Source organism: Curtobacterium sp. AC273 (assembly GCF_979253735.1).
Window position 1 is genome coordinate 108727 of sequence record NZ_CEEDDU010000001.1, and the last position, 24459, is coordinate 133185.

19 protein-coding genes and 8 pseudogenes are annotated in these 24459 nt (G+C 70.1%); 15 read left to right on the forward strand and 12 right to left on the reverse strand.

Features of this window, described 5'->3' with window-relative positions; genetic code table 11:
• Nucleotides 1–331 precede the first annotated feature (331 nt).
• The 4 genes and pseudogenes from ACZ8AI_RS00715 to ACZ8AI_RS00730 all read right to left on the reverse strand — a co-directional run.
• Nucleotides 332–1363 carry a cytochrome c oxidase assembly protein gene (locus tag ACZ8AI_RS00715; protein ID WP_464855740.1) on the reverse strand — a complete coding sequence of 344 codons (1032 nt, stop codon included), beginning with the start codon at nucleotides 1361–1363 and terminating at the stop codon, nucleotides 332–334.
• 100 nt (nucleotides 1364–1463) lie between these two features.
• Nucleotides 1464–1643 (reverse strand): annotated as a pseudogene (locus ACZ8AI_RS00720) (CopD family protein); the annotation flags it as partial.
• Nucleotides 1644–2476: 833 nt separating this feature from the next.
• Complete coding sequence (locus ACZ8AI_RS00725; protein ID WP_464856400.1) at nucleotides 2477–3136, reverse strand: hypothetical protein; 660 nt, start codon at nucleotides 3134–3136, stop codon at nucleotides 2477–2479.
• A gap of 122 nt (nucleotides 3137–3258) precedes the next feature.
• Nucleotides 3259–3489 (reverse strand): annotated as a pseudogene (locus ACZ8AI_RS00730) (hypothetical protein); the annotation flags it as partial.
• 202 nt (nucleotides 3490–3691) lie between these two features.
• Here ACZ8AI_RS00730 and dcd point away from each other — a divergent pair.
• The 4 genes and pseudogenes from dcd (at nucleotide 3692) to ACZ8AI_RS00750 (ending at nucleotide 5212) form a co-directional block, all read left to right on the forward strand.
• Nucleotides 3692–4277 (forward strand): annotated as a pseudogene (gene dcd / locus ACZ8AI_RS00735) (dCTP deaminase).
• Nucleotides 4278–4378: 101 nt separating this feature from the next.
• Nucleotides 4379–4519 (forward strand): annotated as a pseudogene (locus tag ACZ8AI_RS00740) (helix-turn-helix domain-containing protein); the annotation flags it as partial.
• A 148-nt stretch (nucleotides 4520–4667) separates the two neighbouring features.
• Nucleotides 4668–4895, forward strand: coding sequence for a nucleotidyltransferase family protein (locus tag ACZ8AI_RS00745; protein ID WP_464856348.1), 228 nt, complete (start codon nucleotides 4668–4670; stop codon nucleotides 4893–4895).
• A complete protein-coding gene (locus ACZ8AI_RS00750; RefSeq protein WP_464856350.1) occupies nucleotides 4892–5212 on the forward strand; it encodes a HepT-like ribonuclease domain-containing protein in 321 nt (106 codons plus the stop codon). Before ACZ8AI_RS00745 ends, ACZ8AI_RS00750 begins: the two co-directional genes overlap by 4 nt.
• A 309-nt stretch (nucleotides 5213–5521) precedes the next feature.
• Here the strand turns inward: ACZ8AI_RS00750 and ACZ8AI_RS00755 are convergent.
• The 5 genes and pseudogenes from ACZ8AI_RS00755 to ACZ8AI_RS00775 all read right to left on the reverse strand — a co-directional run bounded on the left by ACZ8AI_RS00755 (nucleotide 5522) and on the right by ACZ8AI_RS00775 (nucleotide 11064).
• Nucleotides 5522–6615, reverse strand: a pseudogene (locus ACZ8AI_RS00755) (substrate-binding domain-containing protein).
• Between the two features lie 84 nt (nucleotides 6616–6699).
• Nucleotides 6700–7338 (reverse strand): ABC transporter permease subunit, encoded by a 639-nt coding sequence (locus tag ACZ8AI_RS00760; RefSeq protein WP_464856352.1) that lies wholly within the window; start codon nucleotides 7336–7338, stop codon nucleotides 6700–6702.
• Nucleotides 7248–7814: an ABC transporter permease subunit gene (locus ACZ8AI_RS00765; RefSeq protein WP_464855742.1), complete on the reverse strand. Its 567-nt coding sequence runs from the start codon at nucleotides 7812–7814 to the stop codon at nucleotides 7248–7250. The genes ACZ8AI_RS00760 and ACZ8AI_RS00765 overlap by 91 nt, the downstream gene beginning before the upstream one ends.
• 177 nt (nucleotides 7815–7991) lie before the next feature.
• Nucleotides 7992–9513 (reverse strand): annotated as a pseudogene (gene mmsA / locus ACZ8AI_RS00770) (multiple monosaccharide ABC transporter ATP-binding protein).
• A 527-nt stretch (nucleotides 9514–10040) separates the two neighbouring features.
• Nucleotides 10041–11064 (reverse strand): annotated as a pseudogene (locus ACZ8AI_RS00775) (LacI family DNA-binding transcriptional regulator).
• Nucleotides 11065–11394: 330 nt separating this feature from the next.
• On the opposite strand from ACZ8AI_RS00775, the gene ACZ8AI_RS00780 reads away from it, so the two are divergent.
• From ACZ8AI_RS00780 to ACZ8AI_RS00795, 4 genes are read left to right on the forward strand one after another with little or no spacing between them, the layout of a single operon-like run.
• Nucleotides 11395–12678 (forward strand): MFS transporter, encoded by a 1284-nt coding sequence (locus ACZ8AI_RS00780; protein ID WP_464855744.1) that lies wholly within the window; start codon nucleotides 11395–11397, stop codon nucleotides 12676–12678.
• Nucleotides 12679–12703: 25 nt separating this feature from the next.
• Nucleotides 12704–13480 carry an SDR family oxidoreductase gene (locus ACZ8AI_RS00785; RefSeq protein WP_071293158.1) on the forward strand — a complete coding sequence of 259 codons (777 nt, stop codon included), beginning with the start codon at nucleotides 12704–12706 and terminating at the stop codon, nucleotides 13478–13480.
• Between the two features lie 48 nt (nucleotides 13481–13528).
• Nucleotides 13529–15046: an FAD-binding oxidoreductase gene (locus ACZ8AI_RS00790; RefSeq protein WP_464855746.1), complete on the forward strand. Its 1518-nt coding sequence runs from the start codon at nucleotides 13529–13531 to the stop codon at nucleotides 15044–15046.
• Nucleotides 15043–16470 carry an FGGY-family carbohydrate kinase gene (locus ACZ8AI_RS00795; RefSeq protein ID WP_464855748.1) on the forward strand — a complete coding sequence of 476 codons (1428 nt, stop codon included), beginning with the start codon at nucleotides 15043–15045 and terminating at the stop codon, nucleotides 16468–16470. The genes ACZ8AI_RS00790 and ACZ8AI_RS00795 overlap by 4 nt, the downstream gene beginning before the upstream one ends.
• An 81-nt stretch (nucleotides 16471–16551) precedes the next feature.
• Here ACZ8AI_RS00795 and ACZ8AI_RS00800 read toward each other — a convergent pair whose 3' ends face one another.
• From ACZ8AI_RS00800 to idi, 3 genes are all read right to left on the reverse strand, one after another.
• On the reverse strand, nucleotides 16552–17607 hold the full coding sequence (locus ACZ8AI_RS00800) for a magnesium and cobalt transport protein CorA (RefSeq protein WP_464855750.1): 1056 nt from the start codon (nucleotides 17605–17607) through the stop codon (nucleotides 16552–16554).
• Between the two features lie 142 nt (nucleotides 17608–17749).
• Nucleotides 17750–18478, reverse strand: a complete 729-nt coding sequence (locus tag ACZ8AI_RS00805) for a glycerol-3-phosphate responsive antiterminator (protein WP_464855752.1) — start codon at nucleotides 18476–18478, stop codon at nucleotides 17750–17752.
• Nucleotides 18479–18557: 79 nt separating this feature from the next.
• Nucleotides 18558–19100, reverse strand: a complete 543-nt coding sequence (gene idi, locus ACZ8AI_RS00810; RefSeq protein WP_420369678.1) for an isopentenyl-diphosphate Delta-isomerase — start codon at nucleotides 19098–19100, stop codon at nucleotides 18558–18560.
• 21 nt (nucleotides 19101–19121) lie between these two features.
• Here idi and ACZ8AI_RS00815 point away from each other — a divergent pair, with 21 nt between their 5' ends.
• The 7 genes and pseudogenes from ACZ8AI_RS00815 to ACZ8AI_RS00845 all read left to right on the forward strand — a co-directional run bounded on the left by ACZ8AI_RS00815 (nucleotide 19122) and on the right by ACZ8AI_RS00845 (nucleotide 24400).
• Nucleotides 19122–19655 carry a polyprenyl synthetase family protein gene (locus tag ACZ8AI_RS00815; protein ID WP_464855754.1) on the forward strand — a complete coding sequence of 178 codons (534 nt, stop codon included), beginning with the start codon at nucleotides 19122–19124 and terminating at the stop codon, nucleotides 19653–19655.
• Nucleotides 19565–19891 (forward strand): annotated as a pseudogene (locus ACZ8AI_RS00820) (polyprenyl synthetase family protein); the annotation flags it as partial. The gene ACZ8AI_RS00815 and the pseudogene ACZ8AI_RS00820, both read left to right, overlap by 91 nt.
• Before the next feature lie 259 nt (nucleotides 19892–20150).
• Nucleotides 20151–21110: a phytoene/squalene synthase family protein gene (locus ACZ8AI_RS00825; protein ID WP_464855756.1), complete on the forward strand. Its 960-nt coding sequence runs from the start codon at nucleotides 20151–20153 to the stop codon at nucleotides 21108–21110.
• The gene (gene crtI, locus ACZ8AI_RS00830; RefSeq protein ID WP_464855758.1) at nucleotides 21107–22723 is read left to right on the forward strand and encodes a phytoene desaturase family protein; all 1617 of its coding nucleotides are present in this window, start codon (nucleotides 21107–21109) and stop codon (nucleotides 22721–22723) included. The genes ACZ8AI_RS00825 and crtI overlap by 4 nt, the downstream gene beginning before the upstream one ends.
• Nucleotides 22723–23064: a lycopene cyclase domain-containing protein gene (locus ACZ8AI_RS00835; RefSeq protein WP_071293151.1), complete on the forward strand. Its 342-nt coding sequence runs from the start codon at nucleotides 22723–22725 to the stop codon at nucleotides 23062–23064. The genes crtI and ACZ8AI_RS00835 overlap by 1 nt, the downstream gene beginning before the upstream one ends.
• Nucleotides 23061–23477 carry a lycopene cyclase domain-containing protein gene (locus ACZ8AI_RS00840; RefSeq protein ID WP_464855760.1) on the forward strand — a complete coding sequence of 139 codons (417 nt, stop codon included), beginning with the start codon at nucleotides 23061–23063 and terminating at the stop codon, nucleotides 23475–23477. Before ACZ8AI_RS00835 ends, ACZ8AI_RS00840 begins: the two co-directional genes overlap by 4 nt.
• The gene (locus tag ACZ8AI_RS00845; RefSeq protein WP_464855762.1) at nucleotides 23474–24400 is read left to right on the forward strand and encodes a prenyltransferase; all 927 of its coding nucleotides are present in this window, start codon (nucleotides 23474–23476) and stop codon (nucleotides 24398–24400) included. The genes ACZ8AI_RS00840 and ACZ8AI_RS00845 overlap by 4 nt, the downstream gene beginning before the upstream one ends.
• Nucleotides 24401–24459: the final 59 nt, after the last annotated feature.

Genomic DNA, 24459 nt, shown 5'->3' on the forward strand with positions numbered 1-24459 from the left:
TCGCACGGTGCGCGGTTGTGCGTCGCCACGCGACTTATCGGCCCCGTCGAGACTCGTCGCCGCGCCGCGCCGCGCCGCGACCCGTCCGCCGAGCCGGAACCCGTCCGTCGCGACCCGGCCGTCGGGACCCGTCCGTCGGGCCCCGTCCGTCGAGATCGCACTCCGGACCCGACCGCCGAGCGCGAAGCAGCACGAAGTGCGATCTCACGGCGCACGGCGCACGGCGCACGGCGCACGGCGCACGGCGCACCGCGCGCGGCGCACGACGCGCGGCGCACGGACCGCGGCCCCGTCCGCGCGTCCCGCGGCCGCATCGGCCCGGTCGAGCTCGTCAGTCGCGGTCGTTCATCGCCGCGAGACGCTCGTTGTACGCCTTGAGGTCCGCGTCGCCGTCGCGCTCGGCCTTCCGGTCGAGTCGTTTCGCGTCGCGCGTGTCCGACCGCATCCAGTTGCGCACCACGAGCAGGGCGACGAACACCATGGGCAGCTCTGAGGCACCCCAGGCGATCCCGCCGCCGGTGTGCTGGTCGTCGAGGAGCGCGGCGTCGTTCGTCTGCCCCAGCGCGTGGAACCAGTCGAGCGCGAAGACCGACTGCGAGGTCATCACCGCGACGCCGAAGAACGCGTGGAAGGCCAGGGTCGCGAGCAGCGCGATGATGAGGATCGGGTAGGCCGGGCGCTGGGGCCCCGGGTCGACGCCGATGAACACCCAGAAGAACAGGTAGCCGCTGAACACGAAGTGCACGACCATCGCGACGTGCCACTCGTGCGACTGCATCGCGTACTGGTACGCCGGCGTGAAGTAGAACACCACGAGGGACCCGGCGAAGATGACCCCGGCGACGGCCGGCTTCGCGAGGAACTGCATGTACCGCGAGTGCGTGAAGAGCATGAGCCACTCGCGGGCGCCGCGTGAGCCGTCGTTCCGGACCGGCAGGGTCCGCAGTGCGAGCAGCACCGGACCACCGAGGACGAGCGGCAGCGGCACGAACATCATGAGCAGCATGTGCTGGAGCATGTGCGACGAGAAGTGGATCATGCCGTAGACCGCCGGCCCCGCCGAGGTCGTCCAGATGAACAGCGCGCAGCCCAGCAGCCAGGCGATGGTGCGGCCGACCGGCCACTTGTCCCCGCGCTTCCGGAGCTTCCGGACGGCGAGCAGGTACCAGCCGGCACCGACGACGGCGAGCGCGAGCCACACCCAGTCGATGTGCCACTGCGTCAGGTACGTGTGCACCGTCTGCGCCGGCGGGTACGGGAACCCGATCAGGCCGGAGCGGGTGTCCTCGCCGGTCTCGGGCGTCTGCGGGATCGGCGGCTGCGATCGGCTCACGGCGACGGAGACCCCGATCGCGATCGCCATGAACACGACCTCGGCGAGGGCGAACTCGGACGAACAGCTTCCGGTCGAGCGGGGCGCGGAGCAGCCCCGGCACGAGTCGTCGGCGCTGGACCACACCGGCGAGCCCGAGCAGCACGAGGATCGCCGCCTTGACCGTGATGAGCCAGCCGTACGTCGTCGTGAACAGGTCGAGCGGCCCGGTCAGCCGGAGCGAGGCGTTGACGATGCCGGAGAACGCTACCGCGGGCGAAGGCCCAGCCGGCGAGCGTGGAGTACCGCGAGACGACCCGACCGGTGGCACCCTTCATCCGGGTGCGGAGGACCAGCACAGCGACGAGGCCGCCAGCCCAGACACACACCGCGACGAGGTGCACGGCGAGCGAGTTCACGGCGTTGGCGTGCTCGAGCGACCCGGCCGCGTGGCCGGACAGCGCGAGGAGGAGCGCGAAGAGGCCGGCGACCGTGCCCACGGCGAGGGTCGTCACCCGGGTGGCGAACGCCGCGACGACGGTGGCGACGAGGATGGCGACGGCCGACACGACGAGCGCCTGCCCGATCTCGACCTGGAACGCGAACAGCATGAAGTTCCGCGCGAACACCGGGCTGGTGAGCGGGACGCCGAGGGTGTTCGCCCCGGTGAAGACGATGCTGACGACGGCGGCGAGGAACCAGACCGCACCGGTCACCGCCGCCCACCGCGAGGCCCGGTGCTGGACGCTCGACATCGCGCCGTGGTCCTTCTTCTGGGCGGGGAGCGCGAACGCCGCGACGACGAGCAGGCCGATGGTGAGGGCGGCCATCGTGTCGTGCACGACACGGGCGACGGGCAGGCCGTACTCGACGAGGTCGCCGGCGGACACCAGCTGCTGGTTCGCGGTGAACGCGCCGGTGAGCGTCATCCCGAGGATCGAGCAGGCGACCGCGAGCGGGATCGCGATGACGAGGACCGTCGCGACGGTGGACGTGCGCGCGGTGACGGGCGCGGATTCCGGTGCCGTGCCTCCGGGCTGGGTTGCGGTGGGGGTGACGGTCATGACCGTCCAATCGTAGGCGTCCATTCTGGAGGCGCGACGTGCGTCTCGCAGACCGGCTGCGGTCCGCCACAGGGTGCGTCCACCGCGTCGGGTCGCGTCGTCAGACGCGTCGCTCCCAGATCCCCTCGCAGCCGACGCGGACGAAACCGACCGCCTCGTTGACGTCGAGCATCGGACGGTTCTCCTCGGCGTTGAAGGTGATGATCGACGGCCGCCCCGGGAAGTCGCGTTCGACGCACTCGATCCCGGCCACCTTGAGGAGCCACCCGAGCCGGTGCCCGCGGTGCTCGCGCAGCACGAGCGTGTCCCCTTGCATTACCGGCTGACCGCTGTTGTGCGGCACTGCGAGTTGCGTGAAACCAGCCAAGGTGGTGCTCGGGAGGTGCTCGATGGCGACCGTGACCATGGCGCGCGGCGATCGCGCGAGCTGTGCCTCGTGCTCTCGCAGACGTTCCCGCGTCCAGACGTCCTCGGGCTCCTCCATGTCCCCCTCGGGCGCATCGGTGCTCATCCTCGTCTCGAGCAGCGCGACACCGTCGAGCCACCGCTCCGGCGTCGGACCGGCCCAGGCGTGCACCCGGTAGTCGGGCCCGGCCGCGACCGCCGCCCGGTCTCGGAGCTCACGCACGACGGAGTGGTCGGCCGGCAGTCCGAGGCGGCTGATCCGGTTGACCTGGCCGAACCGCCAACCGCGGGCGGTGAGGAAGCACGCTCCGGCCTCGTCCGACGGCACCGCCCCGTAGCCGGTCGGCGGGACCATGTACCCGGGCCCGGATGCCGAGCCGACCTGCCGTGAGACGGAGTACGTCTTCCATGCGTGCGACCCTCGGCGCGTGCGATCCCCTCGACGTGGTCGGCGAGCAGCGTGCCGACACCGCGGCGCTGGTGCCCGGGCGCGACGGCCACCGCGATCCAGCAGTTCGGGGTGTCCGGTGCGACTTTCGTGTCGTAGGAGCCGGCGGCCACGGCGGTCCCGTCGGCGTCACGCACCGCGAAGAGACGACTCGGCGCCTCGGGATCGAGAGCAGGTAGGGGAGCTGTTCCTCGGGCGTCCAGAGGATCTCCGGCAACCCGGTGACGTCCACCTCTGCCGCGTTCTGCACGGCCACCCACTCGCGGAACGCCCGCACCTTCGCGGGGTCGTCCGCCATCGTCGCGGGGACGTCGAGCTCGTGCACGGTGTACGCGGTCATGTCGAGCCTCCCGGCGGTGTCACGCTGCCCGACGCTGGGCAGCCTCGCAGCCTACCGGGGACCGCGCGGGGCCGCCAGACTCCACATCGGTGAACGGGGGCCGTGCCGCTAGGCTGCTGCGCGTGCTGCTCTCCGACCGCGACATCACCGCCCAGCTCGCCGAGGGCCGGATCGGCCTCGACCCGTACGACGCCTCGCTCGTCCAGCCCTCGAGCATCGACGTCCGGCTCGACAAGTTCTTCCGGCTGTTCGACAACCACAAGTACCCGCACATCGACCCCGCGGTGGACCAGCCCGACCTCACCCGCCTGGTCGAGACCGACCCGGACGAGGCGTTCGTGCTGCACCCGGGAGAGTTCGTCCTCGGCTCCACGTACGAGGTCGTGACCCTGCCCGACGACATCGCCGCCCGCCTCGAGGGCAAGAGGCTCGCTCGGGCGCCTCGGGCTCCTGACGCACTCGACCGCGGGCTTCATCGACCCGGGCTTCTCGGGCCACGTGACGCTCGAGCTGTCGAACGTCGCGACGCTGCCGATCAAGCTCTGGCCGGGGATGAAGATCGGGCAGCTCTGCTTCTTCCAACTGTCGAGCCCGGCACAGAAGCCGTACGGGTCCGCCGAGTACCAGTCGCGGTACCAGGGGCAGCGCGGTCCGACGGCCTCGCGGTCGGCCCAGAACTTCCTGCGGACGGACGTCTCGCAGCGCTGATAGCGCGCCCCGCGATATCGCGCAGCAGCATCTTCTGAGCAGACCGGCTGCGACGCCGCAATGCATGCTGCGAAATTTCGCATTCTGTGTATCGTTGCGGCATGTCCGCAGTTCTCCCACGGTCCGCGACGCTGGTGTCGGCTGCCGCGCTCATCCGGGACGCCCGACTCCGCGCCGAGCTGACCCAGGTGCAGCTGGCCGTCCGCGCCGGTGTCACGCAGAGCGTCATCAGCACCTACGAGAACGGCCGTCGCGAACCGTCCCTCGCCGCACTGCAGCGTCTGCTGCCTGGCCGCGGGCTTCACCACGGCGATCGACCTGCAGCCGGTCGAGGACCCGCCGCCGCTCCGCGAACGGGTGGCCTCGGTGCGGCAGGACCTCACGGCGATCGTGCACCGGTACGGCGGGCGGAACCCCCGGCTCTTCGGCAGCGTCGCCCGCGGCGAGGACGGCCCGACGAGCGACGTCGACCTCATGGTGGACCTCGACCCCGGACTCGGCATCTTCGCGCTGATGCGGATCCAGGACGCAGCGGAGCAGCTCCTGGGCGTGCGGGTGGACGTGGTGGACGCCGCGGGGATGGGCGTCGACGCCGTGCGCGACGCGGTGCCGCTGTGAACCGCGACCGCCTCGACGACGTCCTGCAGGCGTGCGGTGTCATCGCGCGCTACGTCGACGACGCCGCGCTGCCCGAGGACCTGGTGTACGACGCGGTCCGGATGCGGCTCGTCGAGATCGGGGAGGCTGTCCGCATGCTGCCGAACGCGGTCACCTCGACCGAGCCGGGGATCCCGTGGTCGCGCGTCTCGCTCCTCGGGGAGCGCCTGACCCGCCGGTACTTCGACACCACGCCCGCCGTGGTGTTCGGCACCGCCCGCGTGGACGTGCCGTCCCTCTGCGCCGCGGTCCGCCGCATGCGCGCCGCCCAGCCGTAGGTGCCGGGCCACCCGCAAGAGCGACAGATGGCCGCGAACATCGCGCGTCCGTCCGTCGCTCTGCCGGACACGTCCGTGGGACTCCGGGTGCACGTGTCGCTTTCGGGCAGACGGGCGGACGGGTAGACGGACTGGAGGCGCGGGGCGGGACGGCACCGCGCCTCCAGGCCGGCAGCCGCTCGCGTCCACGGCGCCGGACGCGCGTCCGCAACCCGGCGCGCGTCCGCGCCCCGACGCGCGTCCGCCGGGCGGACGCGGAACGGCCCCGCCTCGCAGAGCGAGACGGGGCCGTTCGTGGAGCGGGGGAGATCAGCCCTTCTTGGCGAGCGCCTCGAGGGTGTCGTTGCCCTTGTAGGCCTCGACCGCGTTCTCCTTCGTGACGAGGATCGGGGTCAGCTCGACCGCCGGGACCACCTTCACGCCGTTGTCGTTGTTCTTGTCCTTCGTCGTCTTCGGCGTCTTGCCGTCAGCGAGGTCGGCCACCAGGTCGATGGCCGCCTGGGCCTCTTCCGTCGTGTTCTTGTAGATCGTCGAGTACTGCGTGCCGTTCATGATGAGCGGGATCGACGCGGTCTCGGAGTCCTGACCGGTGACGATGGGGTTCGGCTTGCCGGCCGCCTTCGTCGCGGTGAGGATCGCACGGGCGAGCGTGTCGTTCGGCGAGAGGACGCCGTCCAGGTCGGTGCTCGTGTACGACTTCGTCAGGATGTCGGTCATGCGCGACTGGGCGTTCTGCGCGAGCCAGCCCTGCGTGGTGACCTTCGAGAACGAGGTCTGACCCGAGACGACCTTGACCGTGCCGTCGTCGATCTTCGGCCTGTGAGGACGTCCATCGCACCGTTGAAGAACACGGAGGCGTTGGCGTCGTCCGGCGAACCGGCGAAGAGCTCGACGTTGTACGGGCCGCTCGACTTCTTGGCCTTCATGCCGTCGAGGAGGGCCTGGCCTGCAGCTGGCCGACCTTGAAGTTGTTGAACGCGACGTAGTAGTCGACGTTCTTCGTGTTCAGGATGTTGCGGTCCCAGGCGATGACGGTCGCGCCGGACTTCTTCGCCGCGGTGACCTGCGTGCCGAGCTGCGAGCCGTCGGCCGCGCCGACGATGATCGCCTTCGCACCCTTGGTCACCATCGACTGGATCTGGCCCTGCTGGTCCGGAACCGGGTTGCCGGCGTTCGCGTACTGGATGTCGGCCTTGAAGCCGGCGTCCTCGATCGACTTCTTGAACGCGGCGCCCGCGAGCACCCAGTTCTGCGAGGTCTTGGCCGGCAGGGCGACACCGATGAGGTCGCCCTTCTTGATGCCGGAGTCGGAACCCGAGTCGGTGCCGCGAGCCGAGCAGCCGCTTGAGGGCGAGGCCCGCGACGAGTGCCAGGCCGATACCGGCGATGAGCTTCTTGCGCATGAGATTGCTTTCTTCGTTGAGGGGAGTTGCTGTGGTGAGGGGTTCGTGCAGGCCGGCCGTCGGGGACGACCGACCGCGACGTTTTTACTGGGTGTTGACCTTCTCCGGCTGGTCCTGGATGGACTGCGGCTGCTGCGCGGACACGGTGTTCTGTTCCGTGTCCTTCCGCTGGAACTGCCGCATCATGCCGCCGATCAGCGATGGACGACCCTGCGACTTCGAGTAGACGTCGAAGGCGACGGCCACCAGCAGGACCAGACCGCGGATGATCTGGACGCGGTTCGACTCGAGGCCGACCAGCGAGAGACCGTTGGAGAGCAGGGCCATCACGAGGCCACCGATGATGGAGCCGGAGATGGTGCCGATGCCACCCGCGACCGCGGCGCCACCGACGAACACGGCGGCGATCGCGTCGAGCTCCCAGCCGGTGCCGTCTGCGGGGCCCGAGGCACCCGAGTAGCCGACGAACACCATGCCGGCGATCGCGGCGAGGACCGACATGTTCATCATGACGAAGAAGTTGACCTTGCGAGCGCTGACACCGGAGAGGATCGCGGCGTTCGCGTTGCCACCGACGGCGTAGACCTGGCGGCCGAAGATCGTGTTCTTGGTGATGAAGCCGTAGACGATGGTCAGGACGCCGAGGATGATCGCGACGATCGGGATCGAGGTCCCGGCGGGGCCGGCGGCGAACAAGTAGGTGGCGACGAGGGTGACGACCACGAGGACACCGGTCCGGACGATCGAGACCCAGAGCGGGACGACTTCGGCCTGCATCTTCTTGCGACGCTGGCGCCCGCGGACCTCCATGAAGACCAGGACGAGGCAGGTGACGAGCCCGAGGATGAAGCGTGCCGTTCGAGAACGCCGAAGTCCGGACCGAAGTCGGGCAGGAACCCGTTGCCGATGGTGTTGTAGTCGTTCGGCGTCGGGACGGACGTCGAGTTGCCGATGATCTGGTTGGCGCCGCGGAAGATGAGCTGGCCGGCGAGCGTCACGATGAACGCCGGGACCTTCACGAACGCGACCCAGAAGCCCTGCCAGGCGCCGACCGCGGCGCCGACGGCGAGGCCGAGGACGATCGCGAGCCAGGCCGGGAAGTTCCACTCGGACATCGACTGCGCCACGATGATGCCGGTGAACGCCGCGACCGAACCGACCGACAGGTCGATGTGGCCGGCGATGATCACCATGACCATCCCCAACGCCAGGATGAGGATGTAGGAGTACTCGCAGGAACACGTTGATGATGTTCGTGGGCTCGAGGATGAGCCCGTTCGTGGCGATCGAGAAGATGATCAGGATCGCGATCAACGCGATGATCATGCCGTACTGGCCGATGGAGTTGCCCTTGCCGAAGAGCAGTTTCAGGTTCTTCATGAGACGGGAGCGCCCTTCCGCGCGGAGGTCATGCTGCGCATGAGCGTTTCTGGATCGGCCTGGTCCGCGGGGACGTCGGCCGTGATCTGGCCCTCGAAGATCGTGTAGATGCGATCGGAGAGGCCGAGGAGTTCGGGGAGCTCGGAGGAGATGAGGATGATGCCCTTCCCCTGTGCTGCGAGCTGCTGGATGATGCCGTAGATCTCGAACTTCGCGCCCACGTCGATGCCGCGGGTCGGTTCGTCGAGGATGAGGATGTCCGGGTCGGTGAACATCCACTTCGACAGGACGACCTTCTGCTGGTTCCCGCCGGAGAGCTTCCCGACGTTCTCCTCCACCGTCGGCACCTTCGTGCGGAGCAGCTTCCGGTACTTCTCCGCGATGTCGTACTCCTCGAGGGAGTCGACGACGCCGGCCTTGGAGATCTTCTGCAGGTCGGCGGACACCGTGGACCGCTTCACCGAGTCGAGCAGGTTGAGCCCGAGCGCCTTGCGGTCCTCGGAGACGTAGCCCATGCCGTTGTCGATCGCCTGCTGGACGTTCGTGACCTTGATCTCGTGGCCGTCCTTGAAGATCTGGCCACCGAGCCAGGTGCCGTAGGAGCGACCGAACAGGCTCATCGCGAGTTCGGTGCGTCCGGCACCCATCAGGCCCGCGAAGCCGACGATCTCGCCGCGCTTCACGTGGAAGTTCGAGCCCTGCACACCAGGCGCGACGAGTCGAGCGGGTGCTGCACGGTCCAGTCGCGGACCTCGAAGAAGGTCTCGCCGATCTTCGGGGTGCGGTCCGGGAACCGGACTCGAGCGAGCGGCCGACCATGCCGCGGATGATGCGGTCCTCGTTGACGCCGTCGCCCTTGACGTTCAGCGTCTCGATGGTCTTGCCGTCGCGGATGATCGTGATCTCGTCGGCGATCTGCTCGATCTCGTTCAGTTTGTGGCTGATGATGATGCTCGAGATGCCCTTGGCCTTCAGGCCGACGATGAGGTCGAGGAGGTGCTGCGAGTCGTTCTCGTTGAGCGCCGCGGTCGGCTCGTCGAGGATGAGGAGCTTGACGTCCTTGTGCAGGGCCTTGGCGATCTCGACGAGCTGCTGCTTGCCGACGCCGATGCTCTTGATCTGCGTGTCCGGGTCGTCGTTCAGGCCGACGCGGGCGAGCAGGTCCTGGGCGCGGAGCTGGGCCGAGGTCCAGTCGATGACGCCGAACTTGCCGGGCTCGTTGCCGAGGAACAGGTTCTCGGTGATCGACAGCTCCGGGATGAGCGCGAGCTCCTGGTGGATGATGACGATACCGGACTGCTCGGACTGCTTGATGTCTTTGAAGCGGACCTCTTCGCCCTCGAAGACGATCTCGCCCTCGTAGGTGCCGTAGGGGTAGACGCCGGAGAGGACCTTCATCAGGGTCGACTTGCCGGCGCCGTTCTCGCCGCAGATCGCGTGGATCTCGCCGGCTCGGACGCTGAGCGAGACGTCGGACAGCGCCTTCACACCAGGGAACTCCTTGGTGATCGAGCGCATCTCGAGGATCGTCTCGGGTGCGGTGATCGACCGGGTCTCGAGTCCGGTGTCGATCGGGGTTGACGCCACGGTGCATCTCCTTCTGCCGCTGCGATGCGGCAGTTTGTTCGGGTGGTTCTGCTGCGGCAACGCGGGAGCACAGGGAGTCTGTGCGGACCTCGTTGTCGTGTCCGGTGTCCTGCTTGGTGACGGTCATGTGACCGTTCACATCGGCGGAACGGAGGTAATACTACGCACGGGATCGGCGCGCCTGTCAATTCGGATTGGTCGCGGTTTCGTAACGGGCCGCGTGATCCGGCGGAACGGGGCCCGACACGTCCCCCGCGTTGGGGGGATCGTGCGGGGTCCCGCAGGTCCGCACCCACCGGCCTGGAGGCGCGTGGCGGCCCCGCCACGCGCCTCCAGGCCCGCCCTCTGGTCACGTTCCACCCCGTCGTGGGAGCAGGAATCGTCGGGTCGCGTGACGCAACCCGACGATTCCTGCTCCCTCGACGGAAGGCGAGACGAGGAGGGCGGGGAGGTGCGCGTCAGCGCTTGCGCGGGGCGCTCGTCGAACCGCGCACGACGAGCTGGGGGACGATGTCGATCGGCCGGAGCAACTCGTCGCCCTCGCCGGGCAGGAGCAGGTCCACGCAACGCCGCCCGAGCTCGGCGAAGTCGACCTGCACGGTGGTGAGCGGCGGCCAGAAGTGCTTCGGCCTCCGGGATGTCGTCGTAGCCCACCACGGACAGGTCCCCCGGGACGTCGAGCCCGTACGACCGAGCGGCGTGCATGACGCCGAGCGCCATCTGGTCGTTCGAGCAGAAGACCGCGGTGCAGTCCCGCCACCGCAGGAGCTCTCGGCCGGCCTGGTAGCCGAAGTCCGCCGTCCAGTCGCCCAGGATCGGCGCGACCACGGGCATGTCGCGATCGGACATGGCGCGGAGGAAGCCCTGCATCCGCGCGTCGGCCTCGATCCAGTCCTGCGGTCCCGCGATGTGCCGGATGTACTCGTGGCCGAGGTCGAGCAGGTGCTCGGTGGCGAGCCGCGCGCCCTCCATCTGGTCCACCCAGAGCGCCGTCGGGTCCTCGCCGACACTCGAGCGCATCGTGACGTAGGGCGTCCGGATGCCGAGTTCCTCGATGAGGTCGAACACCCGTTGCTGCGGCGCGATCACCACGATGCCCTCGACGTCCAGGTCGAGCAGGTGCCCGAGGCCCTCGCGGACGGCGGTGTCGGTGGCCTCGGCGATGTTCGCGGTCGTCACCGAGTACCCGCGGAGCATCGCCGCGTCCTCGATCGCCTGCAGCGCGACCGCCGGGCCGTAGTGGGCGCGGCGGGCGGTCAGGACGCCGATCGTGTGGGTGCGGCTCGTGACCAGCGCACGAGCGGCACGGTTCGGCCGGTACTGCAGCTGCTCCATCGCGGCCAGGACCTTGTCGCGGGTCTCGGCGCGGATCGCGTCGGAGTTGTTGAGCACCCGGGACACCGTCTGGTGGGACACGCCTGCGACCCGCGCCACGTCGCGGATGCTGGGCGACCGCGGTTGTTGGGTCCGCGTCGACGCCATTGCTACTCGTTTCCTGCTCGGGGTCGTGGCACGTCGATGTGCACGTTCACATTCCGAGCCAGATCATTATGCACGTCCGGAGCATCCGCGCCACCTGAGTTGTGCTCCCGGAGGCTCATGAGCTACGGTTCACGTCGTATCCGGCATATCGCATGGGCCGGATCCCACAACTGCAGATCGGCCGTCCCGCCCGAGGGACGGCAGTCGCTCCAGACCTCAGAGAACAGCGACACCCGCAGCGCACCAGCGCTGGGGTGTCGCTGTTCTTTTTGTGCCCGGAACCCCGGACCAGAGCCCCGCCCAGATCCCACCCACCACGAAGGAGTGGTCTTGACCAAGTCCCGCAGACTGCTGAGCTTCATCGTCCTGTCCATGACCGGCGGCGTGATCTTCCAGGTCGCGTACATCCGGTTCGTGTTCCTCGCCGACACGGCGCATGCGCTCGGCCTCACGATCCAGCGCTACGGCGAGATCACGTCGGTGTTCGGCGCCGTCGCCGTGCTCATGTACTTCTGCGGCGGGTGGTTCGCCGACCGCTTCTCGCCGAAGGCCCTCATCGTGGTCGCGCTGGCCGGCATGGGCGTCGTCGACCTCTGGCTCGCCACGGTGCCGGACGAGACCGGGATCGTCGTCGCGCACGTGCTCATGGCCGTGCTCGGCATGGGCCTGTACTGGTCGTCGCTCGTCAAGCTCATCTCGATGCTCGGGACGGCGGACGAGCAGGGCAAGCTGTTCGGCTGGCTCGAAGGCGTCCGCGGCATCACGTCCACGGTCATCGGCTTCATCGGCGCCGGCATCGTCGCCGCGGCGATCGCCGACACCGGCGGGGTGCTCTGGGTGATGCGGATCTACGGCGTGCTCTGCCTCGTGTTCGCCGGCCTCGTCCTGCTCGTCGTCCGCACCGACCGCGACGCCCTGGGCCAGGTCGGCCGGCAGACGGTCTCGCTCCGCGAGCTCGGCGCCGCCGCCCGCAACAAGTACACCTGGCTCATCGGCTCCTCGATCATGCTGATGTACTGCTTCTACACGCTGCTCGGCTACCTCACGCCACTGCTGCAGAACGGGTTCGCGGTGCCCGTCGTGCTCCTCGGCGCGATCGGCGTCGTCCGCACGTACGTGTTCCAGATCGTCGGGGGCCCGGTCGGGGGCGTGCTCGTCGACCGGTGGACGAAGTCCTCGCCCGCGTTCCTCCGATGGACGTTCGTCGTCGCGGCGGTCAGCGCCGTCGGGTTCCTGGTCCTGCCGCAGGACCCCGCCCTCGTGTGGGTCGCCGTCACGCTCATGATCGTGATGTGCCTCGCGGTGTTCACCTCGCGCGGCGTCTACTGGGCCCAGATCGGCGAGGTCGAGGTCCCGCTCGCCCAGCGCGGTGGCGTGATCGGGCTGGCCTCGGGCCTCGCCTACCTGCCGGATGCGTTCCTGCCCGCCCTCGGCGCCTGGTGGGTCGGTGACCCGGCGAACGGCGTCCCCTCGCAGGGCGGCGGGTACACGACCATGTTCGCCGTCCTCCTCGGCGCAGCCGTCCTCGGCTTCCTGCTCACCACCGTGACGATGCGCGTCCGCGCGCGAGACCTCCGGAACCGCACGGCGCCCGACGTCGCCGTCGTCGCCTGAACCACCACGAAAGGACCCCACACCCATGGACATCCGCGACTTCTCGATGGACCTGTTCAGCCTCGCCGGCAAGCGGGCGATCGTCACCGGCGGCAACTCCGGCCTCGGGCAGGCGTTCTCGCTGGCCCTCGCCAAGGCCGGCGCCGACGTCTTCGTGCCGAGCGTGGTCGACGACGACGGCACGACCCGGGCGCTCGTCGAGGGCGAGGGCCGGCGGTACGAGTTCCTCGAGGTCGACCTCACCGCGGCGGACGCCCCGGCACGGATCGTGGACGCCTGCGTGGAGCGACTCGGCGGGGTCGACGTGCTGGTGAACTCGGCCGGCATCTGCCTGCTCGACGAGGTCGACGCGTTCGACCGCGCGAAGTGGGACCCGATGGTGGCGGTCAACCTCACCGCGCCGTTCGCCCTCGGCCACGCGGTCGCGAAGCACTTCGTCGCGCAGGGCTCGGGGAAGATCGTGAACATCGCGTCGCTGTTCGCCTTCCTCGGCGGCCAGTGGTCGCCCGCCTACGCCGCGACGAAGCACGGCATCGTCGGCTTCACGAAGGCGTACTGCGACGAACTCGCGCAGCACAACGTGCAGGTGAACGCGATCGCTCCGGGGTACTTCGCCACGAAGATCACCGAGCAGACCCGGTCGAACCCGGAGACGAACCAGCGCGTGCTCGACCACATCCCGGCCGGGCGCTGGGGCGACGTCGCCGACCTGATGGGGGCGACGGTCTTCCTCGCATCGCGGGCCTCCGACTACGTGAACGGCCACACCCTGACCGTCGACGGCGGCTACCTCGTCCGCTAGTCACCCGACCAGCGCACCGAACCACTCCAACGAAAGGCAACCCTCCGCATGATCGACTCGATCGCCACCCTCGACCGCTCCGAGATCCTCGCGCGCCTCGCCGAGATCGTCCGACCCGAGCAGGTCGACACGGACGACCAGCACCTGAAGGACGCCAGCGTCGACCGGTTCAAGAAGTACCAGTCCGTGCACGGGATCTACGACGCGCCCGTCCCGGTCGCCATCGTGCACGCCGAGTCCACCGAGGACGTCTCCGCGATCCTCGCCTTCGCGAACGACAACCTGGTCAACATCGTCCCGCGCACCGGTCGCACCGGCACCGAGGGCGGCCTCGAGACCAGCGTCGTCGACACGATCGTGCTCGACTGCTCGCGGATGGACGCCGTCCTGAAGGTCGACGAGGAGAACATGCAGGTGACGGTGCAGGCGGGCGTGCCGCTCCAGCGCCTCGAGGACGAACTCCGTCTGCAGGGCCTCACCACCGGCCACTCGCCGCAGTCCAAGCCGCTCGCCCAGTACGGCGGCCTCGTCGCGACCCGTTCGATCGGGCAGTTCTCGACGCTCTACGGTGCGATCGAGGACATGGTCGTCGGGCTCGAGGCGGTCTTCCCCGGCGGCGCGGTCCGTCGCATCCAGGCCGTGCCTCGCCGCTCCGCCGGCCCGGACATCCGCCACGTGGTGATCGGCAACGAGGGCGCGCTCTGCGTCATCACCGAGGTCACGGTCAAGGTGTTCAAGTACCAGCCGGAGAACAACGAGTTCCACGGCGCGCTCGTCGACGACATGCGGACCGGCATCGCGATCCTGCGCGAGGTCATCACGAACGGCTTCCACCCGTCGGTCGTCCGCCTCTACTCGCCGGAGGACGCCAACCAGCACTTCTCGCACTTCTCGAAGGACAAGTGCGTCGTGGTGTTCGTCGCCGAGGGTCCGGCCGGCATCGTCCGCGCCACCTCCGAGGAGATCCAGCGCGTCCTCGACCAGCACCAGCACGAGAAGGTCGACCCGGCGCTCATCGAGGCCTGGTTCGACAACCTCAACTGGGGCCAGGACAAGATCGACGCCGAGAAGGCCGTGATGCTGCGCGACCAGCAGCTCGGCTACACGACCGAGATCTCCGCCGACTGGTCCGCCGTCGGCGACGTGTACGACGCGGTCATCGCGCGCATCCGCGACGAGTACCCGCACGCCGGGGACCTCACGATGCTCGGCGGCCACTCGTCGCACAGCTACCAGACCGGCACGAACATGTACTTCGTGTACGACTACCGGATCGACTGCTCCCCGGAGGAGGAGATCGAGAAGTACCACATCCCCCTCAACGCGATCATCGTGGAAGAGGCCCTGCGCCACGGCGGCTCGATGGTCCACCACCACGGCGTCGGCAAGTACCGCACTCCGTGGGTCGAGGAGGAGCACGGCTCCGCGTTCGCGATCATGCAGGGGCTCAAGGCGCAGTTCGACCCGAAGGGCATCATGAACAAGGGCACGGTCTTCCCGGCACCGGGCGCGATCCAGCCCGCCGCCGAGCACCCCGACACGCGGTTCGGAGCCACGGGCGCATGACCCGGTACCTCGTCGGCATCGACAACGGCTCGCAGTCGTCGAAGGTCACGGTCTTCGACGAGCGGGGCGGCGTCGTCGCCGAGGGGCGTGTGCCGCTGCGGCCGAACCACACGCCCGCCCCCGGCGTGGTGCAGCATCCGGACGACGACCTCTGGGACTCCGTCGCGGCGGCGTGCCGGATCGCGATGGCGGCGTTCCCCGGGGACCCGTCCGACATCGTCGGCGTCGGGCTCTGCACGATCCGGTTCTGCCGTGCGGTGCTCCGCGCCGACGGGTCGCTCGCCCAGCCCGTGATGAGCTGGATGGACGCCCGGGTCGGCGCTCCGTTCGTCGCCGAGCACGACGACGTCGCCTACGTGACGACCTCGTCCGGGTACGTCACGCACCGGCTGACCGGGGCGTTCCGGGACACCGCCGCGAACTACCAGGGCACGTGGCCGATCGACACCGGCACGTGGCGCTGGAGCACCGACGCCGCCGCGTACACCGCGACCGGCATGCGCCCCGAGCAGCTGTTCGAACTCGTGGACCCGGGCGACCGGCTCGGCACCGTGACCGACGCGGCGGCCGCGGCCACGGGCCTCCCGGTCGGCCTGCCGGTGATCGCGACGGCCAACGACAAGGCGGTGGAGGCCCTCGGCTGCGGGCTCCTCGACCCGACCACCCTGCTCGTGTCGCTCGGCACGTACATCGCAGGCATGTCCGTCGGCGAGCGGAACACCGCCGGCGGGACCGACTTCTGGACCAACTTCGGAGCCGAACCGGGCCGGTACCTGTACGAGTCGGGCGGCATCCGGCGGGGCATGTGGACGGTGAGCTGGTTCCGCGACCTGCTCGGACCGGACTACGCCGCAGCGGCCGAGTCCGCGGGGGAGCGGGCCGAGGACCGGCTGAACCGCGAGGCCGCCGCTGTCCCGGCAGGGTCGGACGGGCTCCTCACCGTGCTCGACTGGCTCGCACCGGCGGACGCCGCGTTCCGGAAGGGCTCGATCCTCGGCTTCGACGGACGGCAGGGCCGAGCGCACGTCTACCGGTCGGTCCTCGAGGGCATCGCGATGACGATGCGCGACCGCAGCGACGCGATGGCCGCGGAGCTCGGCACGCCGTACGAGCGCGTGGTCGTCTCGGGCGGCGGTTCGTCGTCGGACCTCATGATGCGGGTGATGGCGGACGTGTTCCAGACACCGGCCGTCCGGATGGTCGGCGACAGCGCCGCCGGGCGCGGGGCCGCGATCTGCGCGGCCGTCGCGACGGGCGTGCACCCGTCGTTCGCGGCAGCGGCCGAGGCGATGGTCGTCGAGCGCGACCGGTTCACGCCGGACCCGTCGACCGCGACGGTCTACGACGCACTGCGCGCGGTGCACGCCGACGTCACCGCCCACACCGACGACCTGTACCGCCGGACCGCAGCGATCGTCGGCTGACGGCCGCGGACGTCGGACGCGACGGCCTGGAGGCCCGGTGCCGGTCCACGAGACCGGCACCGGGCCTCCAGGCGGTCGCCCCTACAGCCAGTTGCGCTTGCGGAAGACCGCCCACAGCACGCCCATCAGGACGAGCATCCCGACGATCGCGACGGGGTAGCCGTACCGCCAGTGCAGCTCGGGCATGTGGTCGAAGTTCATCCCGTAGACACCCGCGATGAGTCCCGGCGCGAACAGGATGGCGGCCCACGACGAGATCTTCTTCACCTCTTCGCCCTGCCGGTGGGCGGCACGGGCGAGCTGGCGGCTCTCCTCGCCCTGCGCGAGGCTCGCACTGGTCATCCGGCGCATCGCCTCGTTCTGCTCCTGGGAGACGAGCGTGGCGTGCAGGGTCAGTGCGTTCTCGAGCAGCGCCCGGAACGAGTCGACCCGCTCGGTGACCCGCAGCGCGTGGTCGAGGACGTTCCGCAGGCGGTGCTGCACCTCGTCGTCGACCCCGTACTTGTCGGCGCCGCGGAGGAGTCCCTTCACCATCGCCGGCACCGGCTTCGTCGCCCGCTGGAAGCCGAGCACCTCGCTGAGGAGCTGGTAGATGCGCTTCGAGACGGCCGGGTCGACATGCCCGGCGAAGAGCTGGTCCTCGATGGCGTCGACCTGGTCCTGCAGGATCTCGACGACGGGGGCGTAGCCGTCCACCACCTCGTCGAGCACCGCGGCGGTGACGGCCTCGGAGCCGCGGGCGAGGAAGTCCGGGTCGGCCTCGACCTGCGCCCGGAGCGCTGCCAGGTCGGGACGCTCGGCGTGCCGGACGCTCACCACGAAGCGGTCACCGACGAAGAGGTGGACCTCGCCGAACTCGACCGTCTCGGCCGCAGCGTCGAACCACGCCGGCCGGAGCACCAGGAAGAGCGTGTCCCCGTACCGCTCGAGCTTGGCGCGCTGGTGCCCCTTGCGGGCGTCCTCGACGGCCTGCTCGTGCAGGTCGAACTCGGCGGCCACCGCCTCGAGCTCGGACGGGTCGGGTCGGAGCAGCCCGATCCACGCGAGGTCGCAGTCACGTCGCGCGTCGAGCGACAGGGTCGACGACGAATCGACGCGACGTCCGTCGATGTAGACCGCGTTGTCGATCAGTGCCATGCTGTGCTCCTTCGGTCGGGAGCAGGCAGGCGCGAAGCCGTCCCGGACGGATCCGGGGCGAGGGCGTGGTTCAGCGAACGGGCACGGCGACGACCGTCAGGGGCGGCCGGCCCGATCGAGGATGGTCACCCGACATCGCGCCTCACCTGCCCTTCTGGTCCGTCGCGGCCGCTGCGCGCAGCCGACTCGGCCACACCCGTGGCCGACGTCCGACACTACTCAGCCGCCGAGGACGTGCCAAGGGTGGCGACGCGGACCTGCGAGGGCTCACATGCCCCAGACGTCGCGGTTCGACGAGGCCACGGCGATCGCGCCCGCGCCGAGCGCCGCCACGACGTCGGCCTTGTCGCACACCAGGCCGCCAGCGATGACCGGTACGGAGGTGTCGTCGCGCAGCCAGGTGATGACGCGGGGCATGCACCTCGGGGAGGACCTCGATCGCGTCGGGCTTCGCCTGTTCGACCACCCGGGGCAGCTGGTGGTACGAGAACGAGTCGACCAGGAAGAAGCGCTGGACGGCCACGAGCCCGGCGCGCTTGGCGGCGCGGACGAGGTTCGACTTGGTGGAGAGCACCCCGTCGGCGCGGGTGTGCTCGGCGATCCAGGTCACCACGACCTCACGCGAGGAGAACCCGTCGAGCAGGTCGACGTCCACGAAGACCGTCTTGCCGGCGTCCTTCGCCCGGTCGACGACGTCCGCCACGTCGAGCACGCTGCCGTACAGGACGAACACGACGCCCCGGTCGGAGGCCAGGACCTCGTCGAGCGCCGAGGCGTCCTTCACGCTGGCGATCACCGGGTCGTCGCGGAGCGCTTCGAGCACGGAGTCCGCGGTGGTGCTGCGCGCGACATCGCGATCCGTGGTGGTCATGCAGCCCATTGTCGATGTCCTGCCCTGGCAACGGGCCGGACGCCTCGCCGGACGGTGACGGGCCGGACGACGGCGAGTGTCAGCGGGTGATGCGGAGGCCCTCGGACGCCAGTGCGGTGAGCTGCCACCCGAGCCACGGGCTCCAGGCGAACGGCGATCCCTCGACCGAGGCGCGGAGGGCGTCCTCGGACACCCAGGCGTACTCGGCGACCTCGTCGTCGGCGGGGGCCGGCACGTCGTCCGTCACCGCGCGGTACACCGGGCAGACCTCGTTCTCGACGATGCCGGACGCGTCGACCGCGCGGTACCGGAAGTCCGGCAGCACGAGCTCGACGTCACGCACGGTGATGCCGAGCTCGCGGGAGGCCCGTCGGGCGATGGCGTCCTCGAAGGACTCGTCCGGACCGGGGTGGCCGCAGAACGTGTTCGTCCACACCCCCGGCCAGGTCTTCTTCGACAGCGCACGCCGGGTCACCAGGACGTCGCCGTCGGTGTTCCGGACATGGCAGGAGAACGCCAGGTGGAGGGGCGTGTGGTCTGTGTGCACCGTGAACTTGTCCGCCGTGCCGATCGGGGTACGGTCGTCGGCCAGAAGCACCACGGTTTCAGGGAAAGTGCTCATCTGCACCGATAGGTTAGGCCAATGAGCGAGGAAGCGGCCACCGTGGCGCACATCGACCTCGCGCTCGTCGACGACTGCCTCGAGCGCTTCTTCGCCGTGTCGTCGGCCCGCGCCGAGCGCTACGGCCGGCCCTCCGAGGAACTCTGGCGCGTGCTCCGCAAGGCGAGCATGGGCGGCAAGCGCTTCCGGCCGCGCATGGTCCTCACCGCGTACGCCGGGCTCGGCGGGCGGGACGCCCACGCCGCCGCGCACGTCGCCGCCGCGTACGAACTCCTGCACACCGCCCTCGTCGTGCACGACGACGTCATCGACCGCGACTGGTCGCGCCGCGGGCAGCCGAACGTCGCCGGGTCCTTCCGCGACACCGGCACGACCGGTGGTCTGCCCCTGCCGACGGCCGAGCACCGCGGCATGAGCGCCGCGGTCATCGCGGGGACCTCGCGCTCGCCGCGGCCCCGCGCTTCATCGAGGCCGCCGGCGTCACCGGCGACCGTCGCTCCCGCCTGCTCGAGATCCTCGACGAGGCGGTGTTCGCCAGCGCCGCGGGTGAGATGACCGACGTCGACCTCGCCCTCGGTGTGATGCCGACCGTCGACGAGGTCCTCGCGATGGAGCGGGCGAAGACCAGCGTGTACTCGTTCGAGGCCCCGCTGCAGTCCGGCGCCGTGCTCGCCGGCGCCACCGAACAGGTCGTCGCCGCCCTCGGCGACTTCGGCCGCGAGATCGGGATCGCGTACCAGATCGTCGACGACCTCCTCGGGGTCTTCGGCGACGAGACGATGACGGGCAAGTCCGTCCTCGGCGACCTGCGCGAGGGCAAGCGCACCATGCTCATCGCCCACGCCGCCACCACCGACTGCTGGCCCGAGCTCGAGCCGTACCTCGGCGACCCGCACCTCACCGAGGAGCGTGCGGACGAGGTCCGTGCGACCCTGGTGTCCTGCGGTGCCCGTGCGGCCGCGGAGTCGCGGGTCGCCGAACACGCCGCCCTGGCCCGTGCCGAGCTCGCCGCACTGCCGTACGACCTCGCCGACCGCCTGGAGGGCCTTCGTGACCGAACTCGTGGAGCGCGCGGTGACGCACAGCAAGGCCGAGCCACGTCCCACGACGACGCGGCTCGGACTCTACGACGCCACGGCCGAAGCCGCCTCCGGAGTCGTCATCGACCGCTACTCCACGTCGTTCGGGCTGGCCAGCCGTCTGCTCGCGAAGGACACCCGCGAGCACATCCGCAACGTCTACGCGCTCGTCCGGGTCGCCGACGAGGTCGTCGACGGTCCCGCGACCGAAGCCGGGCTCGATCCCGCGCTGGCCCGCACGGTCCTCGACGAGCTCGAGGCGGACACCGAACGCGCGATCGCCCTCGGGTTCTCCGTGAACCCGGTGGTGCACGCCTTCGCCCGCACGGCCCGGGCCACCGGCTTCGGTCCGGAACTCACCCGTCCGTTCTTCGCGTCGATGCGGATGGACCTCGAGCAGACCGAGCACGACGAGGCCTCGTTCACCGCGTACGTGTACGGCTCGGCCGAGGTGGTGGGCCTGATGTGCCTCCGCGCGTTCGTGTACCGCGCCGGCCGACCCACCTTCGACGACTCCGTCCTCGTCGACGGGGCGCGGGCACTCGGCGCCGCGTTCCAGAAGGTCAACTTCCTGCGCGACCTGCACGCCGACTTCGAGGTGCTCGGTCGCTCGTACTTCCCGGGCGTCGAGGTGCGCACCTTCGACGAGGCCACGAAGGACCGACTCGTCACCGACGTCCAGTCCGACCTCGACCGTGCCGCACTGACCATCCGCCTGCTCCCCGCCGACGCACAGAAGGCCGTCGGGCTGGCGCACGGGCTCTTCCAGGAACTCAACGACCGCATCGCGGCGACGCCGGCGGACCGCCTCATCACGACCCGGGTGCGCGTGCCGAACCCGGTGAAGGCGCGGCTCGCCGCGCAGGTCCTCGCCGGACGCGCACCGTTGCGTTCGCGGGCGACCCACCACCGGCCTGGAGGCACGTCATGACCCCGCCCCGCGCCTCCGGTCCGAAGGCACCCGCGTTCCGACGCAAGGTGCCGGCTCGTCGCGCCGTCGTCATCGGCGGCGGCATCAGCGGCCTCGCGGCCGCCGCCCTGCTCGCGCGGGACGGCTTCTCGGTGACCGTGCTCGAGCAGCGGACGCAGCTCGGCGGCCGTGCCGGCTCGTGGGAGCAGGACGGCTTCCGCTTCGACACCGGTCCCTCCTGGTACCTCATGCCCGAGGTGTTCGACCACTTCTTCCAGCTGCTCGGCACCTCGGCCGACGCCGAGCTCGACCTCGTCCGGCTCGACCCCGGCTACCGCGTCTACAGCGAGGGGTACGACGACCCGATCGACCTGCGTGCCGACCGCGAGGCGAACATCGCGCTCTTCGAGTCCGTCGAACCCGGCGCGGGCGACCGGATGCGGAAGTACCTCGCCTCGGCCGAGGACACCTACGCCATGGCCGTGCGACGGTTCCTCTACACGACCTTCCAGGACCTCACGAAGCTCGCGGCGCCGGACGTCCTCCGCCGACTGCCCAAGCTCGCCCGCCTGCTGCTGCAGCCGCTGTCCGCGTTCGCGAGCTCGGCCGTGCGGGACCGCAGGCTCTGGCAGGTCCTCGGGTACCCGGCGGTCTTCCTCGGCACCAGCCCGTACGCGGCGCCGAGCATGTACCACCTGATGAGCCACCTCGACCTCGCCGACGGGGTCCTCTACCCGAAGGGCGGCATCACCGAGGTCATCTCCGCCGTCGAGCGGGTCGCCCGACGCGAGGGCGCGAAGATCATCGCCGGCGCCAAGGTCGAGCGCATCGTCGTCGAGGACGGCGTCGCCACCGGCGTCGTGCACCGCGACCGCGACGGCGTGCAGCACACCGCACCGGCGGACCTCGTGGTCAGCGCGGCCGACCTGCAGCACACCGAGATGCAGCTGCTCGACCGCGAGCACCGCACGCACGGGGCAGACCACTGGACGAAGCGCGACCCGGGCCCGAGCGCGGTCCTGGTGTACCTCGGGGTCGACGGCCCCACGCCGGGCCTCCTGCACCACACCCTCGTGTTCACCGAGGACTGGAAGGCGAACTTCGGCGCCATCTTCGGGAAGGACCGGCACGTGCCGGACCCCGCCTCGATCTACGTCTGCGCACCCTCGGAGACCGACCCGTCGGTCGCGCCCCGGGGTTCGAGCAACCTGTTCATCCTGGTGCCGCTGCCGGCCGACCTGTCCATCGGCAAGGGCGGCATCGACGGCGCCGGCGACTACCAGGTGGAGCAGATCGCCGACCGCGCGATCGACGTCGTCGCCGAGCGTGCGGGGATCCCCGACCTCCGCGACCGCATCCGGGTCCGCCGCACGATCGGACCGCGCGACTTCGCCGACGACCTCAACGCCTGGAACGGGTCGATGCTCGGCCCGGCGCACACCCTGCAGCAGAGCGCGTTCTTCCGCGAGAAGAACGCGTCCGCCAAGGTCGACGGCCTGTACTACGTCGGTGCCTCGACGATCCCGGGCATCGGGTTGCCGATGTGCCTCATCAGCGCCGAGGTCCTGCTCAAGCGGATCCACGGCGACACCAGCACCGAGCCGCTGCCGACGCCGCTGGGCGCCACGGTCTGATGCCCGGGCTGTACCTCGCCGGGCTGCTCGTGTCGCTCGTCGGCATGACGGTGCTCGACGCGCGCTTCCGGCTGTTCTTCTGGCGGGCGCCGTGGCGTGCGACCGCCGTGATGGTGGTCGGCGTCGCGTTCTTCCTGCTGTGGGACGCGCTCGGCGTCGCGTTCGGCATCTTCTTCATCGGGCCGCAGAACCTGCTCACCGGGGTGCTGCTCGCACCGGACGTCCCGCTCGAGGAGCTCTTCTTCCTGCTGCTGCTCTGCTACACGACGATGAACCTGACCGGGTTCGTGCGGCCCCTCGTCGCCCGGCGGATCCGGCGTTCCGAGCGGCGGCGCGCATGACCGGCGCGGGCGCGTACGCCCTGCTCGCGCTGCCGTTCTTCGCCGTCGTGGTGGTCGTCGCCGTGATCGCGGGGATCGTGGCCGCGCGCCGTGCACGCCGCGCGGGACGTGCACCGGGCTCCGGGCGCCGGATCGCGCTGCTGACGTCGTTGGTCGCCGGGATCGCATTGCTCGTCATGACGATCGTGTTCGACAACGTCATCGTCACGCTGCGGATCGTGGCGTACGACCCCGCGCTCATCAGTGGTGCGAAGATCGGAGCGATCCCGGTCGAGGACCTGGCGTACGCGATGGCGGCGATCGTGCTGCTGCCGAGCCTGTGGGTCCTGTTCGACCGGACGGGCCCGCGCGGCCCGGCCGTCTCGCGCCCCGCGCCCGACCCGACCACCGCCCCACCGGAGGACACACCGTGAACGCGAGCACCGCCTCCAGGCCGTCGACCCTGCGCGCCCTCTTCGTCTCGTCGCGCCCGATCAGCTGGGTGAACACCGCCTACCCGTTCGGCGCCGCCTACCTGCTCGGCAGCGGGGTCGGCGTCGACGGTGGCGGCGGGTTCTCCCTCGTCGCGTTCCTGCTCGGGGTCGTGTACTTCCTCGTGCCGTACAACCTGGCGATGTACGGCATCAACGACGTCTTCGACTACGAGTCCGACCTGCGGAACCCGCGGAAGGGCGGTGTCGAGGGCGCCCTGCTCGACAAGAGCGTCCACCGCGCCACGCTGTGGGCCGTCGTCGTCACGAACGTGCCGTTCCTCGTCGCACTCGTCGTGCTCGGGGCGCTGAGCGGCAACGGACCGTGGTCGTGGCTCGTCCTCGCGATCAGCGTGTTCGCGGTGCTCGCCTACTCCGCGCCGGGGCTGCGGTTCAAGGAGAAGCCGTTCCTCGACTCGCTCACCTCGTCGACGCACTTCGTGTCGCCGGCGATCTACGGTCTCGCGCTCGCGGGGCCGCACTGGACGGGGCAACTCGTCGCCGTCTGCATCGCGTTCTTCCTGTGGGGCGTGGCCTCGCACGCGTTCGGCGCGGTGCAGGACGTCCTCGCCGACCGGGCCGGGGGCATCGGGTCCGTGGCGACCGTCATCGGGGCGCGGGCGACCGTGCGACTCGCGTTCGTGGCGTACCTGGTCGCCGGGGTCGCGCTGCTGTTCTCGGCGTTCCCGGGGCCCATCGCCGCCGTCGTGGTGATCCCGTACGCCCTCAACGTGCTGCCGTGGTGGAACATCACGGATCAGGGCGCGGAGGCCGCGAACGCCGGGTGGAAGCGGTTCCTCTGGATCAACTACCTGGCCGGGTTCATTGTCACGATGGCGCTCATCGCGTACGCCTTCACGCACTGAGCCGACGCGGCCGCGCTGTGCGTGCTGGCGTCGGTCCCTGACAGACTGGACGGACGCAC

Bases quoted from the DNA above. Each gene is read 5' to 3' on its own strand.
- ACZ8AI_RS00725 (WP_464856400.1), bottom strand. From the start codon at position 3,136: ATGGTCCCGCCGACCGGCTACGGGGCGGTGCCGTCGGACGAGGCCGGA.
- crtI (WP_464855758.1), top strand. From the start codon at position 21,107: ATGACCCCGCCCCGCGCCTCCGGTCCGAAGGCACCCGCGTTCCGACGC.
- ACZ8AI_RS00765 (WP_464855742.1), bottom strand. From the start codon at position 7,814: ATGGTCATGGTGATCATCGCCGGCCACATCGACCTGTCGGTCGGTTCG.
- ACZ8AI_RS00815 (WP_464855754.1), top strand. From the start codon at position 19,122: ATGAGCGAGGAAGCGGCCACCGTGGCGCACATCGACCTCGCGCTCGTC.
- ACZ8AI_RS00800 (WP_464855750.1), bottom strand. From the start codon at position 17,607: ATGGCACTGATCGACAACGCGGTCTACATCGACGGACGTCGCGTCGAT.
- ACZ8AI_RS00790 (WP_464855746.1), top strand. From the start codon at position 13,529: ATGATCGACTCGATCGCCACCCTCGACCGCTCCGAGATCCTCGCGCGC.
- ACZ8AI_RS00795 (WP_464855748.1), top strand. From the start codon at position 15,043: ATGACCCGGTACCTCGTCGGCATCGACAACGGCTCGCAGTCGTCGAAG.
- ACZ8AI_RS00835 (WP_071293151.1), top strand. From the start codon at position 22,723: ATGCCCGGGCTGTACCTCGCCGGGCTGCTCGTGTCGCTCGTCGGCATG.
- ACZ8AI_RS00805 (WP_464855752.1), bottom strand. From the start codon at position 18,478: ATGACCACCACGGATCGCGATGTCGCGCGCAGCACCACCGCGGACTCC.
- idi (WP_420369678.1), bottom strand. From the start codon at position 19,100: ATGAGCACTTTCCCTGAAACCGTGGTGCTTCTGGCCGACGACCGTACC.
- ACZ8AI_RS00840 (WP_464855760.1), top strand. From the start codon at position 23,061: ATGACCGGCGCGGGCGCGTACGCCCTGCTCGCGCTGCCGTTCTTCGCC.
- ACZ8AI_RS00785 (WP_071293158.1), top strand. From the start codon at position 12,704: ATGGACATCCGCGACTTCTCGATGGACCTGTTCAGCCTCGCCGGCAAG.
- ACZ8AI_RS00715 (WP_464855740.1), bottom strand. From the start codon at position 1,363: ATGGCGATCGCGATCGGGGTCTCCGTCGCCGTGAGCCGATCGCAGCCG.